Consider the following 14537-nt stretch of genomic DNA (forward strand, 5'->3'; position numbering starts at 1 on the left):
GCACTCTAGAAACTTCCGACTTCCATCGAACTGACATCCGTTACATCCTCAGAAAGCGAATCCGTTGCCGAACTACCTTCTTCCTGACATCCGTTACATCCGTTACATCCGTCGAGCGAATCCGTTTCCGAACTTCCTTCTATATCATCAATGCCCTTTTTTTCTATCCCAAACTTCTCCAATCCAATAAAAAACTGCAATCCCGCAAAAACTATATAAAAAATCTTCAATACTAGCAGTACGATTTGGTAAAATGGCTTGCAGCATTTCTTCTGCCGCAGTGAACATAGTAAAAATTGCGGGACCGAAAGGAATTGAATAATTAAACAAATTGATCTTTTTTTTGCCTGTTGCTCTATGGCACAAAAAAGATGCTATTCCGTACAAAATAAAGTGACCTAGTTTGTCATAAGGCGGATGAGCGAGAGGAAAGTTGAGCAATTTCCCCGTACCTGCTAAAAGCATAATACTGAGAAGAATTAAAACGTACACAAAACAAGCAACTATCCAGAATTTTTTTGAGAACTTCATCTTTTTTTGCGGATACCCACTAGGGACAAATCAATTATGCGCCGCCCCAAAATAAAAACAAATCTTTAATTGCGTATTGTATTTGTAGGCGTATGCCTAGCAGTAGCAGCAACTCAGATTTAATGGGTTTTCACTGTCAAAACTTGCGGTGGCGACGCATCGGGCGGATAAATAAAATCCACTTCTACAAATCGCTTTTCTCCCGATTTCATCTCTAGTTTTACTAAAGGTTCCCCCTGCTGTCCCCGCCGCTGGACTAAATGCACGTAGCGAGTTTGAGGCACTTTACTGTCATCAGTATACCGCACTCGAACCGTTCCCCTAAAAAAAGTTTGAGGTGCCGGAGGTTCTAAAAAATTAAGTCCTCCTGAAGCTAATTTGTCTGTCTTAATTGGAGTTTGAATGGCGACAGTTACAGTTTGATTTTTGCTGGTAAAATTGTACAGCGGCAAGCTGAGACTGTATTGAATTCCGTAATTGCCGTGAGCGCGGTATGCTGTATCTGGGTAGCGGACTAGCATCCTCGCACTTTGCACTTGATTTGTGCCCAGCATTCCGCGCGGGAGGGTGCTTAATGGGTAGGAAAATGCTGTTCCGGGTTGTGGAATTGCTAGGTTTGAGGTGGCGGGGTTGTCTGAGAGAAGTGCTCGCCATTCTGAACCTAATGCTACACCGGCAACTCGGCCGTAAATTAGTTGACCTTCGGTGATTTCGGGCGGTGTGGGAGCTCGATCGCGCGGCCCGGCTATATTACCATTGTCTAATAAGTTTTGCCATTCTGCTAAGTTGGGCGATCGCTCGTTTCCCTGTCCGTTTCCCTCTGCGTCAACTCGGGCAAACATCGCCAGACTGGCAACATAGACTATACCATCGCTCCGCAACCGCATCAAGGTCGATCGACCGTTTAGCGGCGGTACCAATCCCCGCACCGGTATCGGATGATTCATCAACAGTTCGCTTTTTCCCGGTGGAATAATTAACTGCGGCTCAAAGTCAGACTGTCTCCTTCCTCTGAGAATATCATTCACAGCGCGACTTCCCGGCCCCGCGTAAATATTACTGTTTGAATTATCGACTTGTGGCGGCAATTCAATAAAAGGTGCATCGGGTTGACTGAGATAACTCGCAGCTTGCAATATATCTAATGTTACAGGTTTATTGCCCGGATTATAAACAATTACTCCTTGATACAATGTTCGTAAATCTTCCGGGGAAGGTGCGCGGGCTATGTGATGGGCAAATATGTCGAAACGTCCTTGAAACGGAAAGTTTAAATGTGCCGCCGGAAATCTTTTCCCATCTGGGGGAAATGTCGAAAGCAAAATTCCTTCTTGCAGCACTAATTCTGGACTGTTGCTGTTAAATACTGGTATGTTGTCTAACTCTCCGGGGAGTGGTCGCACTTCTTGGATTTGGAGGATTTCTTGAGGTGCGGGAGGGGTTTGGGCTAAGGGGATAATTGATAGAATTGGCAGCATTTTTTGAGATGAGTTTTTTTTACCGCAGAGGGCGCAGAGGACGCAGAGGAAGAGAGGGAAGAGAAGAACCCGTAAATATTTGCGTCAGGGCGGGTTTTGTACGGAGATTTCGCCCACCGTCCCTAGCAAATATTGTGAGGTTTACCGCGCCCACTGTTGTAATATGTAATTGTAAAATTTTGCGGTGTCTACTTTATCCATTGCTTGAATTTTTCGCCCTCCACTTTTAACTTTTGTGCGTCCTTGGCTGAGGCCTTCGGTAATAATTTCGGTTTCCCATTCTCGCAGTTGATAAAATTCTGGATGCGCTAAATAAGCGGTTGCCAAAATGTCCCAAAAATAGTAATCTTGAGATATTGCGAGGGCATAACACTGTCCTGCTAAGTCGGAAATTGGATATTTGCGCTGTTTTGCTAAGATATTAGAAAATTCGACAGTCAGCGGTACCTTATTTGTGATGTCTAAAGGACACATGACAACGGGAATTTGTGTTTGCCAAATTCTCTCGATTGCTATCGGGTCCCAGTAAGCATTCCATTCCGCCGACATATCTTGTCCTGGTTCCATATCTTTGCTAACATTGCCGATAACATTGAGGGCGCCTCCCATCCAGACAATTTCTTGAATTTTGCTTTCAATTTCTGGCGCGATATCTAAAGCTTGCGCTACTGTTGTTAACGGCCCCGTTACCATTAATGTGACTGGTGCGGCTGCATCTTGCAAAACTCGCACCATAAAGTTTTGTCCGGGTTCTGATATTAACCGCGTGTCAATGGTTCCTTTTTCATTTAGAATGGGAAGTCGATCGACTGCAAAGGAATCTCGCCTAAATAACACCGGAAATGGATTCAGTCCCCGCACCGTACTCGCCGCCACTGGAACTTCTGAACGCCCCATCAAATCGAGGATTTTGCGCGTTGCACTCACAGCCGGTTGAATGTAGCAGTCCGCAGGAGTTACAATTACTCCCAGAGTTTCGACTTCCTCCATTGTCATCAGCAACACGACTGAGAGATAGTCGTCAACTGCACCGTCGTGATCCATGAGTACGAGTTTTTTGGACATTTTGCTTCCCCAGTGACTGAAGTAGTGTAAAGTACAAATATTAATTTTTTTGTGCGAGAAACACAACTGCCTCAACTATATGAATAAAGTATCACCTTACGGCTCTTGGAAATCGCCTATTTCTTCCGATTTAATTGTTTCTGGAACTGTCGGACTCGGACAAATTGCTATTGACGGCGATGATATTTACTGGGTTGAGGGAAGACCTTCGGAAGCGGGAAGAAGCGTCCTCGTGCGGCGCACTCCAGATGGTAAAATTAGCGACGTGACACCGCATCCTTTTAATGTTCGCACTCGCGTTAACGAATACGGCGGCGCTTCGTTTGCAGTTGCTGGCGGTGTTGTCTATTTTTCTAATTTTGCCGACCAACGTATTTATACTCAAACATTAAATTCTCAACCAGAACCTCTGACACCTACTGCTAATTCTCGCTATGCAGATGCGATAGTTGACAAGCAAAGAAATCGCCTGATTTGCGTGCGCGAAGACCATGCAGGTGAGGGCGAACCTGTCAATACTCTTGTTAGCATTAATTTAGATAACGGCGAAGATATTCAAATCTTAACTCAGGGCAATGATTTTTATGCTTCCCCTCGTTTAAGTCCAGACGGTTCTCAACTTTCCTGGATTTGTTGGAACCATCCAAATATGCCGTGGGATGGCACAGAATTGTGGGTGGCAGAAATTAATGCTGACGGTTATTTAGGTGAAAAATACTTAGTTGCTGGCGGGGTTGAGGAGTCAATTTTTCAACCGGAATGGTCGCCAGATGGAGTTTTGTATTTTGTTTCTGACAAGTCCAACTGGTGGAATTTCTACAGAACTGTCAATCCCCGCTTGTCGAGGGAACAGCAAGAGGTCGAACCTCTGTGCGAAATGGCGGCTGAATTCGGACTTCCTCAGTGGGTTTTTGGAATGTCTACTTATACCGTTGTCTCGGAAAGCAAAATTATTTGCACCTACACTCAGCAAGGCCTGTGGTATTTAGCGAGTCTTGATTTAACGACAAAGCATTTGACAAATATTGAGACACCATACACTGATATTTCGTCTGTCAGAGGCCGGGGAGAAACTGTTGTTTTTATGGCAGGTTCGCCGACTGAATCTACTGCTATTGTACAACTAAATCTAGCAACAAATAAACTAGAAATATTGCGCCAATCGAGCAACTTAAGCATCAATGCGGGTTATCTTTCAGTACCTGAACCGATTGAATTCCCCACGGAAAACAATTTGACTGCTTTCGGTTTCTTCTATCCTCCGAAAAATCAAGATTTCGCAGCACCTGCAGGTGAAAAACCGCCGCTTGTTGTTAAAAGCCACGGCGGCCCAACTGCTGCTACTTCTAGTAGCATGAATTTGAAAATTCAATATTGGACGAGTCGCGGTTTTGCCGTGCTCGATGTTAATTACGGCGGCAGCACTGGTTACGGCCGAGAATACAGAAAAAGGCTGCAAGATAGTTGGGGAATTGTCGATGTTGACGACTGCGCTAACGGTGCTAAATATTTAGCTGAAAAGGGTTTAGTTGATGGCGAAAAAATGGCGATCGCCGGAGGCAGCGCAGGGGGGTACACTACTCTGTGCGCTCTTACTTTCCGCGATGTGTTTAAGGCCGGTGCGAGCTATTATGGAGTTAGCGATTTGGAAGCTTTGGCAACGGATACTCACAAGTTTGAAGCGCGCTATCTGGATGGATTGATTGGGCCTTATCCTGAAAGAAAAGATTTGTATGTAGCTCGTTCGCCGATTCATTCTGCCGAACGTTTATCTTGTCCCGTCATCTTCTTTCAAGGATTAGAAGATAAAGTGGTTCCGCCCAATCAAGCGGAAATGATGGTAGAGATATTGAAAGCTAAAGGTTTGCCGGTTGCTTATGTTGCTTATGAAGGGGAACAGCACGGTTTTCGCCGCGCTGAAAATATCAAAAGAACTCTTGACGGCGAATTCTATTTCTATTCGCGGGTGTTTAAGTTTGAGTTAGCTGAACCTGTGGAGGAAGTGGTGATTTTCAATCTTTAGAAAACATTAAGTTTGTAGTTGCTCGGTCTTCCATCAAACGCACCTGCCCACTTTATCATAATTCGCCAATTTCAAATGTGATTTACTTCACAAATTTTGCTGTTTATTGTCACACCTTTAAAGGCAATAGAGCTATAAATTTTTATAGTGCGATCGCCTTTTGTTAATGCAGAAACGCCCGATCGCGCGATCGTCGAATTTAGACTCAATCGCTATGCAAACTCCTGTCCACCTGATTCCATCTGCTTTGGCCGAGCTGTTTGCCGAAGTGAATCAAAATGGCTACATTACTCTAGCCGATAGGTATGGTTTGATGGCTGCTATTTTTGACGAAAATTTGACTGAGGAAGACAAACGCTCGATCGATCGGCTGCTGCGCTCTGTGTGCCGGGGAAGGATAAAATTAGTTAACGAATTGTCTATGCTCAGGTAAGTGACGACATTTTTCCTTAAGAGAAATTTTAAACATCTCAATAATCAAAAAAAGTCCCACTTGTCTGTTAGTTGGAACTTCGAGCGAGAAAACTATTGTTAATCTTTTATCGACATAGAACTTACGCAAAAAAATGTTTGGCGCGCGAATTTATAGCGGTAGGGTTTGCACTGCGAACCTTACATATAGTTTTGCGTAAGTGCTCAACCAGTTTAATGTGCAGGTATAGTTGTAGCCAACTGTAACTTACTCAAACTTTCTTCAGGCTGAACCTCCATCTGATAGCTGAGTGCCGAAGGAATCCCGAGTACGCAGCACGGAAAATTATTGCCTAGTTCCCTAACCAGCGAGTGGTTTCCCGAATCGCAGCCCAAGAAAAGTAAGTTGGCTGATTCTAATTCAACCACATTTCTCAGTTCTGTAGCAACCCGCCCGATGCGTAAATGAGCTTTGAATAAACCGCGCCACTCCTCAGCCAAACAGCGCGCTTGCCACAGCAACTTATCTGCTACCTCGTACTCATTTTTTTGACCAAAAATTTCTCGAAAATAATGCGGATCGATCCAACTTTTTTGCTGGGATACCGATGAGATTTCGGTTTGTAAAGCCAGCGCAGGCGCTGCACAATTAAGGGCGAATGCTTCCTCTAAATTAGACACTTTCTGCTGTGCGACCAAGGCATTTGCTACAGCAAATTTGCAATTATCTTCACCGTAACTTTTTGGCGATTCGTCGATCACGTAGACGACTTGAACCGTGACTTCTTTAGTTGTTACTAAACGAGTTTGATGCGCCATCCAAAGGGTAATATCCAGAGCTATTTGACTTTGGGGAGAACTGTTGTAACCGACAATAAAATTGATAGTTTTTGCCTGTTTTGGGGATTTTGATTTCTTAGAAACTGGTAATGTTTGCTCCGGCAGCAATACCATTTCTTCTGCTAAATTTTGGTATCCCAATGCACTTTCAAAACGCGCTAACATTGTTTTGAGATTCACAGGCTTAACCTCTCTTAAGTGAATTGTTATGTCGATCGGTCGGGTGTTATTCGTCTTGAGTAAAGTAGCGATCGAGAAAATTCAAAGCATAGTTGCGGAGTTCGTAATAATCCTTCGATTCCCGCAACTCCTGGCGATCGCGCGGGTGCGAAAACGGCACTGACAAAATCTCTCCTATTGTCGCTGCCGGACCGTTTGTCATCAGCACAATGCGATCGGACATATAGATAGCTTCATCCACATCGTGAGTAATCATCATTGCAGCTTGTCTGTGATTTTCCCAGATATCCAGCACCTGTTTCTGCAACTTGCCGCGAGTTAGAGCATCCAGCGCTCCAAACGGTTCGTCCATTAATAACATTTTCGGTCGAATCGCCAAAGCTCGCGCAATCCCAACCCGCTGTTTCATGCCTCCTGAAATTTCGTCTGGATATTTATCGGCTGCTGCCGTTAAGTTTACCATTGCTAGGTGTTCGTTGACAAGACTAATCTTCTCCGCGCGGCTAAGACTTTGCAAAACTTCATCAACGGCCAGCCGAATATTTTCCCGCACTGTCAGCCAAGGCAGCAATCCGTAGTGCTGGAATACCATCATGCGATCGGCTCCCGGTTTGCGAATTTCTTTTCCTTCCAGTGTCACCATACCCCTGCTCTGTTTTTCCAAACCAGCCACTATTTTTAGCAGCGTTGATTTGCCACAGCCCGAGTGACCGATTACCGAAATATATTCGTTTTCTCCAATACTTAAATTGATATTGTCCAAAACGCTAAATTCGCTACCGTCAGGATTTTTATACGACTTGAACAAGTTGTTAATTTCCAAAAATTCAGGCTGCTTCTTGACTTGGCTGCTGGCTTCGATAGAAGTAGAAAAGTATTGAGTCACGGTATTCTCCTAAAAAGTAGTAAAGTGTTAATTTGATTTCCTTCCGCTTGGGTAAGCGCCGGTAAGGTTCGCCACCTCGCAGAGGTTCTGCGTTCAGGAATGTAGAAATTAAGACTGAAAAAAAGACTGAGGACGGTTGGCTCGAATTTCAAAACTATTCAAATAACCCACCGGATCGCTTGGATCGAATGCCTTTTTATCAATAAAAAGTTCCGCAGGTTCCACTTGGTAATCCTCCTGGGGACAATCGATCCCCATTTCGGCAACAATCTTGCGGTAAATGTCGGTTCTCCAAGCTTTTTTAGCTAATTCCTCAGCATTTTTTGGAACTTCTTTAATCTGTCCCCAGCGAGCGGCTTGAGTCATCAACCAAATACTCTGAGACTGCCACAGAAATGTTGAATGATTTCCCGGTATTTGAGGCAAATTCTTAGGAATGTCATAGAAAATAGTTGCATCTTCCGATTGTAGGATGCGGTCTTTTCCGTCAAACCCTCCATAGTTGTAGTCCCCAACTATTGCCGGTCGCGTAAATTTGTCGATCGCCCCTTTTTTCGGTCTCGCCCCCGTAAACGATCGCTCAGTCAGCAGCGCCGATATTTCACTGCGATTTTCCGGCTTGCTGCAATACTGACAAGCTTCCACCATTGCCTTAACCAGCGAGTAATAAGTCTTGGGATTTTCCTCAATGAATGATTCCATTACTCCCAAAAGGCGATCGGGATGTCCCAGCCAAACTTCCTTGCCTTGCACGAAGGTAAAACCCACTCCCAAATTGCCTTGAATTGCCCGCGTATTCCAAGGTTCGGCCACCATGTAAGCCTGCATGGCGCCAATCCTGATGTTGGTTACCATCTGCGGCGGCGGCACAATAATTACCCGAAATTCTTTGAACGGATCGACACCGGCAGCCGCCGATATGTAGCGGACAAAGTATTCGTAAATCGCAGAACTCAGAACCACTGCCCAAACCCTGTTTTCCGGTGCCTGACTGTCAAAAAAGGCTCGAAATTGTTTGCCAAATTCTTCCAAATTGCCGTTGTATTCGTGCCACGGGCGCAAACCGAAATCCCACATAGCTTTGTTCATAGTCATGGCGTTGCCGTGGCGGTGAATTGTCATTGCCGCGCACAGGGGTGCGTGGCGCGCTCCTTCGGCGCCAACTCGGGCGTTTGTGACGGCGCCGGATACGACTGGGGAGGCGTCGAGGCGGCCGAAGATTACGCCGTCGCGAGAAGTTGCCCAGCTAGCTTCGCGGTTGAGTTGGACGTTTAAACCGTATTTGCGGAAAAAGCCTTTTTTCCAGGCGATCGCAAATGGTGCACAATCGTTAACCGGCACGTATCCTACGGTTAAATTTGGTTTTTCTAAGGTTCGGGAATCGACTACCGGCTTTACGGCTGAGGCTTCTTCTGTGAGTCCTTTTGCCGATCGATCCGCGCTAATTCCACAACCAGATAAAGCCATTCCCGCCGCCACCGAGCCCATTCCTTGCAAAAACTCGCGGCGCTTCCATTCATTGGAAAACTTGTCACTCATATTTAATTTGACTAATGACTGTTAACTGTTGACTGTTGACTGTTGACTGTTAACTGTTGACAACTGACAACTGACAACTGCTTTCCTAACAATTGCCAACTGCCAACTGACTAATGACTAATGATTCTGGATAGATCGATGCGTTACCAATTCCTGAACTTTGTCAACCGTAGCGTCGAGCAACAATCCAGTTAAGCCAATTACAAACACCGCTAAAAATACCGAACTCAGATTCAAACGGCTCCACTCATCCCAGACAAAAAAGCCAATTCCCACACCGCCTGTCAGCATTTCCACCGCCACAATCACCAGCCAAGCAATCCCTAAACTAATCCGCAAACCTGTAAAAATGTATGGCAAACTCGCCGGCCAAATTATCTTGGTAATCCGCCTCCAGCGCGGCATTTCCAACACTCGCGCCACATCCAGATAATCTTGGGAAACGCTAGAAACTCCCAAAGCTGTGTTGATAATTGTCGGCCACAAAGACGTGATAAATATGACAAAAATTGCCGACGGCTCTGCTAAATTAAAAATCGATAAAGCTATCGGCAGCCACGCTAGCGGCGACACCGGTTTGAAGATTTGAATCAGCGGATTGAGCGCCATCATTGCCGGTTTCGACATCCCGATGAGAAATCCCACGGGAATCGCAACTGCTGCACCCAGCAAAAATCCCACCAACACCCGTCGCAAACTCGCTAGCAGCAGCCAGCCAATGCCTAAATCTCCAGGCCCGCGCTGATAAAATGGATGGAATATGTAATCTAAATTAGCGATTAACGCCTGATAGGGAGTGGGAATCAAATCGCTGTTGAAGCTGGCAACAATCCACCACACACCAAGAATTCCCAAAAAACCAGCCGCAGGCAACAAAACTGCATCTCGGATAACAACGGGTTTGACCCGCTTCCACGTTGCAACTCCTGCAACTGCGATCGCAGATAAATTAAGCTGTATGAACATTTCAATCTCCTTCAGAGTCAGGGCAGGTACAAGAATCTTGAACAATACCAACCTGAGACACTGACGAAGCCAAACAATCTTTTTCAGAAATTTGGCTTTTCAGTCTCTTCTCAATGCCTGCGAAGTTAGCTGACGGGCTAGGACTGAGAGATGTCCTTCTCCTTAGATTTCAAAATCAAAAACTACACTCAAATTTGGCACTTTTTAACTTTGCTTTTTAATTCTGTAGAGATTAGCCCCGAAAATTGGTTCCTCCGCTCCAGCCACACGCTTGGTTCGATCGCGCATTGGTGGATTAGGCTTGACGTTTTAAGCCAATTCAACTTAAGCTAGCACGACCATTTAATTTTGTCAATATGTCTTTAGAAGTAGCTCTTAACGATCGGCGAAGCTCAAATGTTGAGAGAAAATTCAAAAAGTTAACTATTAAACTAACCTAGAGATATAAAATGCGATCGCTTACTTGATTTATATAAAAGCAATGATAGATTTTAGCCAAGCGTTACAAGATCAAATTGATATAATTACCGAAAACTGGATCGAAGCTGTTCGCGGCGACGAGGAAATCGAAACCGCCAAGCAACTCACCTACGATTCCGTGCGCGACAGCCTTCCCATCGTACTGCAAGCGATCGTAACTATCCTGTCACAATCAGAAGAAAGCGACATTCGGACAGTCGTAGAAGAAAGCTTAGAACACGGGACTGTCAGGGCACAACAAGGCTACGATGCCGAAGAAATTGCGCGGGAATACCGCTTGCTGCGGAGGGTCATTTTCGAGGCTATAGAGCCAGAATTGTTAAAAGGCTCAGCCGTTGAAGTGAACCGAGCTTACCGCTTAATTGACACTGTACTCGACGAAGCAATTGCTAAATGTTTCAAAACCTATACCCAGGCAAGATTCCAAGAACTACTGGAATTGCAAAACCAATTGCAACTTACAAATCAAGAGCTGACTCGCTTACTTCGCGCCAGTCAAGAGAGTCTATCTCACTTAGCTCACGAATTGAAAACCCCCCTTACCTCTATTATTGGCTACTCAGAATTGTTTTTGCGCCAAATAAACAATCCTAGAGTTAAAGATTCGGCTCCCAATTTGGCACATATTGATAAAGTCCTCAACAACGGCAGACTATTACTTAGATTAATTAACGATACTCTCGAAATCTCGCGGTACGACGCGGGACGCATAAAATTGCAGCTAAGTGCTACAAATGTGCGATCGGCGATCGGCACGGTTGTCGAAATAATCGAGCCTTTGGCGAAAGCCAAAAATTTAGAGATTGCCGTTGAGTGCGATCCGGTTCTCGATCGAGTTATGACAGATTACTTGCGCTTGCAGCAAATTATCAGCAACTTGGCGAGCAACGCCATTCGCTACACCCAAGCTGGTACTATTACCATAAAAACCGAATTATTGCGCGACCAACATTGGAGTATCTGCATCACCGATACAGGAATTGGCATTGCTTCAGAAGACTGCGATCGGATTTTTCAGCCATTTTTTCGCGTCAACACCTCCCTGGGTTCTGTGATGCCTGACAGTACGGGCTTAGGGCTAGCTATTGTCGCTCGATTAGTCAACCTCTTGCAAGGTAAAATCGAATTAGTTTCTGAAGTAGGAGTTGGCTCCTCCTTCACGGTAATTTTTCCCTTAGAATTGGATGGATTTTAGATTACTGTTAACTGTTAACTGTTGACTGTTAACTGTTGACTGTTAACTAATGACTGATGACCAATAACTAATGCTCAATGCCCAATGACTAATGACTAATTACTTCTTCAAATCAGAAATCGAATAGTTACATAAACAGCCGCAGCCACCAATTGCACCGCCATCACAGGCAGCCCATAACGCAGAAAAGTTTGAAAAGAAATGCGGCGCCCGTGCAGTTCAGAAATTCCCGCCGCCACTATATTAGAAGAAGCTCCTACCAAAGTGCCGTTTCCGCCTAAAGTTGCTCCGTACATCATCGCATAAAACAGCGGCAGCACAGCAGGTGGAAACTGCCCTGCAAAATCGGGAGCCAGCACCTCTGCCGGTGCGAGCCCGATATTAACAACATACTGTTTTAGCAGCGGCACCATCGCCACTACCAGCGGAATATTTGGCACCACACTCGACAACAAACCCACAAAAAATAACAAAACTAAAGAACCCAGAAAAATATTCTTCCCTAAAATTACTGCTAATACTCCAGATATATTGCCGATAACTCCGGTTTTTTCCAAACCGCCAATCAGCACAAAGATAGACATAAAAAATAGCAGCGTGCTCCAATCTAAATCCCGCAAAATATTATTAACAGAATCAATTTTGGAATGGTGAGCTAAAAGCATTGCCAAAGCAGCCCCCAACAAAGCAACCGCTGCCGGTGAAATAGGCACGGGCAGAGACTCTCCTATGACAAAAAATGTCAGCACGAAAGTTATAATTAAACCGCCCACTGCTAAGACTCGCGGGTGATTAATTTTTGGGTTCGGCAAATGTTCCAAATCCTCTAAGTTTTTGTGCCAAATTTCGCTGAACAGCCAAGGCAACATAACTACTATCACTCCTACGGCAATTGCCCCGCCCAAACTTAACTTTATCAGGTAATCTGCAAAGCTCATGTTAATAGCATCGCCGACAATGAATGTCGCCGGATCGCCCACGATTGTCAGCAGTCCCGAACTGTTAGCCACAAATACCATTAAAATCAGTAACGGCACAAAATCTACACCGACTTCTTCTGCCATTGGCGGAATTAATGGTGCTAGCAGCATGACTGTCGTGGCATTGGGCAAAACTGCACAAATTGGCGTAGTAATCCCGACAATACCCAGCAAGAGATTTTTGCCTTTACCTTTCGCCAAAAGAACCATTTGAGTTGCCAAGTAGTCGAATACTTTGGTAGGCTCAAAGGCTCTTACCATTACCATGACTCCGAAAAATAAGCCCAGGGTGGCGTGACTCCGACCGATATATTCGATCGCGTTGTTTAACGTCATCACGTGGGTAAAAACCAGAATTACCGCTCCAAGAAATGCCGCAACTGTGAGGTGTATCCATTCTGTAATTATTAAGAAAATCACACATATAAATGTTGTTGCAGCAATCACAGCTTGCAGGTTTTCCATTTAGTCCCCTGAAAAAAATAAAACTTAAAAATTAAAAACTTTCGGTTCGAGTGAATATACTACTTTCTGGCTCTTCTGTCAATAAATTTAAGTGCTGATTTTGGCAGCCACAAGCTGGGAGCAACTCATCAAGAGCTTTCCGGTACAGGGAAAAAATCACCTCAAAACTACTTCTTTTGGGAGGGTCGCGATCGGCAGAAGTTTGGTATGGCGATCGGGCGATCGCTCAACTACAATGAAGCATGGGCAATCTCTGCCAAACTCAACCCCCACGCAGACATCATGGACTACAGCCAAGTGCTCGCCGACAAAACCGATACTATCGTCCAAAACTGGATTGAAGCAGTTCGTCAGGATCGGAAAATTGAAACCGCTGACGCCTTACCGCACTCAGCAATCGAAAATCACATACCTCACCTGCTGCAGGCGATGACCACAGTGCTTTCCCAATATCAAAACAGCGAAATAAAACTAATAATTGAAGCCAGTTTAGATCACGGATTTCTCAGAGCCGAACAAGGCTACGACGCAGCAGAAGTAGCCCAGGAATACCACTTATTGCGTCAAGTAATATTCTCGCAATTAGAATCCGAATTGCTAGCCGGAAGCACCGCCGACGTGTTCAGAGCTTTTCGGCTGATAGATGCCGTACTAGACGAAGCAATTGCCCAGTGTTTCAACAGCTACGTAGCTCAGAGGCTGCAGGAACTTCAACAAATCCAAACTCAGTTACAACTCACCAATCAAGAACTCTCTCGCCTCGTCAGCGTCCATCAAGAAAACGTCTACCATTTGGCTCACGAACTCAAAACTCCTCTCAACTCAATTATTGGTTATTCCGAACTATTCCTGCGAAAAGAAAAATGGCAATCAGAAGTCAAAGATACCCTCCCCGGCATCGAACACATCGAGCGAGTATTGCGTAACGGCAGACACTTGCTTCGCATGATTAATGACACACTAGAACTTTCTCGCGCCGATGCCGGCAAAATTAAACTTAACCTGCAGCGAACTAATGTACAATCAGTAATTAACACCGTAGTAGAAATGATGCAGCCAATTGCTGATGCTAAAGGACTAAAGCTCGCTGTTACCAGCGACTGCGCCCCAAGACAAGTAATCGCCGACGCACAGCGGCTGCAACAAATTCTGATCAACCTGCTGAGCAATGCCATTCGCTATACAGAATCTGGTAGCATCGAATTAAGTTGCCACTCTGCTGGAGAAGGAAAGTGGGCGATCGCAATTACAGATACCGGCATTGGCATTGCCCCCGAAGATACAAAGCGCATCTTTGATCCCTTCTTTCAAGCAGGAGAAGCAGGCAAACAGCTCTTTCCCACCGAAAGCACTGGCCTGGGATTAGCAATAGTATCGCGGCTCGTCACGCTGCTCCAAGGCAAAATCGAGTTAGTATCAGAAATAGGAGTAGGCTCAACTTTTACCGTGATTCTACCCCAAGAAGTTAAAATACTCCAAGAAGTAAGCTAAACATTAA

13 protein-coding genes and 1 riboswitch are annotated in these 14537 nt (G+C 45.1%); of the genes, 4 read left to right on the plus strand and 9 right to left on the minus strand.

The window, feature by feature from the left end; genetic code table 11:
• Nucleotides 1–5 precede the first annotated feature (5 nt).
• The 4 genes from QUA33_RS04325 to QUA33_RS04340 form a co-directional block, all read right to left on the minus strand.
• Nucleotides 6–182, minus strand: a complete 177-nt coding sequence (locus QUA33_RS04325; protein ID WP_333146753.1) for a hypothetical protein — start codon at nucleotides 180–182, stop codon at nucleotides 6–8.
• Nucleotides 148–531, minus strand: a complete 384-nt coding sequence (locus QUA33_RS04330) for a VanZ family protein (protein WP_333146754.1) — start codon at nucleotides 529–531, stop codon at nucleotides 148–150. Before QUA33_RS04330 ends, QUA33_RS04325 begins: the two co-directional genes overlap by 35 nt.
• Nucleotides 532–650: 119 nt before the next feature.
• Nucleotides 651–2009, minus strand: a complete 1359-nt coding sequence (locus QUA33_RS04335; protein ID WP_333146756.1) for a DUF3370 domain-containing protein — start codon at nucleotides 2007–2009, stop codon at nucleotides 651–653.
• Nucleotides 2010–2150: 141 nt separating this feature from the next.
• Nucleotides 2151–3074 carry a nucleoside hydrolase gene (locus QUA33_RS04340; RefSeq protein WP_333146758.1) on the minus strand — a complete coding sequence of 308 codons (924 nt, stop codon included), beginning with the start codon at nucleotides 3072–3074 and terminating at the stop codon, nucleotides 2151–2153.
• Nucleotides 3075–3153: 79 nt separating this feature from the next.
• Between QUA33_RS04340 and QUA33_RS04345 the strand changes: the two genes are divergently transcribed.
• Nucleotides 3154–5097 carry a S9 family peptidase gene (locus tag QUA33_RS04345; protein WP_333146760.1) on the plus strand — a complete coding sequence of 648 codons (1944 nt, stop codon included), beginning with the start codon at nucleotides 3154–3156 and terminating at the stop codon, nucleotides 5095–5097.
• Nucleotides 5098–5311: 214 nt separating this feature from the next.
• Nucleotides 5312–5530: a hypothetical protein gene (locus tag QUA33_RS04350; RefSeq protein ID WP_333066921.1), complete on the plus strand. Its 219-nt coding sequence runs from the start codon at nucleotides 5312–5314 to the stop codon at nucleotides 5528–5530.
• 212 nt (nucleotides 5531–5742) lie between these two features.
• Here QUA33_RS04350 and QUA33_RS04355 read toward each other — a convergent pair whose 3' ends face one another.
• The 4 genes from QUA33_RS04355 to ntrB form a co-directional block, all read right to left on the minus strand.
• Nucleotides 5743–6528, minus strand: a complete 786-nt coding sequence (locus tag QUA33_RS04355; protein ID WP_333146761.1) for a universal stress protein — start codon at nucleotides 6526–6528, stop codon at nucleotides 5743–5745.
• Nucleotides 6529–6574: 46 nt separating this feature from the next.
• On the minus strand, nucleotides 6575–7414 hold the full coding sequence (locus QUA33_RS04360; RefSeq protein WP_333146763.1) for a nitrate ABC transporter ATP-binding protein: 840 nt from the start codon (nucleotides 7412–7414) through the stop codon (nucleotides 6575–6577).
• A 108-nt stretch (nucleotides 7415–7522) separates the two neighbouring features.
• The gene (locus QUA33_RS04365; RefSeq protein WP_333146764.1) at nucleotides 7523–8953 is read right to left on the minus strand and encodes an ABC transporter substrate-binding protein; all 1431 of its coding nucleotides are present in this window, start codon (nucleotides 8951–8953) and stop codon (nucleotides 7523–7525) included.
• A 117-nt stretch (nucleotides 8954–9070) separates the two neighbouring features.
• Nucleotides 9071–9919 (minus strand): nitrate ABC transporter permease, encoded by an 849-nt coding sequence (ntrB, locus tag QUA33_RS04370; protein WP_333146766.1) that lies wholly within the window; start codon nucleotides 9917–9919, stop codon nucleotides 9071–9073.
• Between the two features lie 99 nt (nucleotides 9920–10018).
• A riboswitch (cyclic di-AMP (ydaO/yuaA leader) is annotated at nucleotides 10019–10231 on the minus strand.
• Nucleotides 10232–10400: 169 nt separating this feature from the next.
• Between ntrB and QUA33_RS04375 the strand changes: the two genes are divergently transcribed.
• Complete coding sequence (locus QUA33_RS04375; protein ID WP_333146768.1) at nucleotides 10401–11594, plus strand: sensor histidine kinase; 1194 nt, start codon at nucleotides 10401–10403, stop codon at nucleotides 11592–11594.
• A gap of 107 nt (nucleotides 11595–11701) precedes the next feature.
• Here QUA33_RS04375 and QUA33_RS04380 read toward each other — a convergent pair whose 3' ends face one another.
• Complete coding sequence (locus tag QUA33_RS04380) at nucleotides 11702–13039, minus strand: ArsB/NhaD family transporter (protein ID WP_333146770.1); 1338 nt, start codon at nucleotides 13037–13039, stop codon at nucleotides 11702–11704.
• Between the two features lie 207 nt (nucleotides 13040–13246).
• Between QUA33_RS04380 and QUA33_RS04385 the strand changes: the two genes are divergently transcribed.
• Nucleotides 13247–14530 carry a HAMP domain-containing sensor histidine kinase gene (locus QUA33_RS04385; protein WP_333146772.1) on the plus strand — a complete coding sequence of 428 codons (1284 nt, stop codon included), beginning with the start codon at nucleotides 13247–13249 and terminating at the stop codon, nucleotides 14528–14530.
• The last annotated feature ends 7 nt before the right edge of the window (nucleotides 14531–14537 follow it).

This window comes from Microcoleus sp. Pol14D4 (assembly GCF_036701245.1).
Lineage (GTDB): Bacteria > Cyanobacteriota > Cyanobacteriia > Cyanobacteriales > Microcoleaceae > Microcoleus.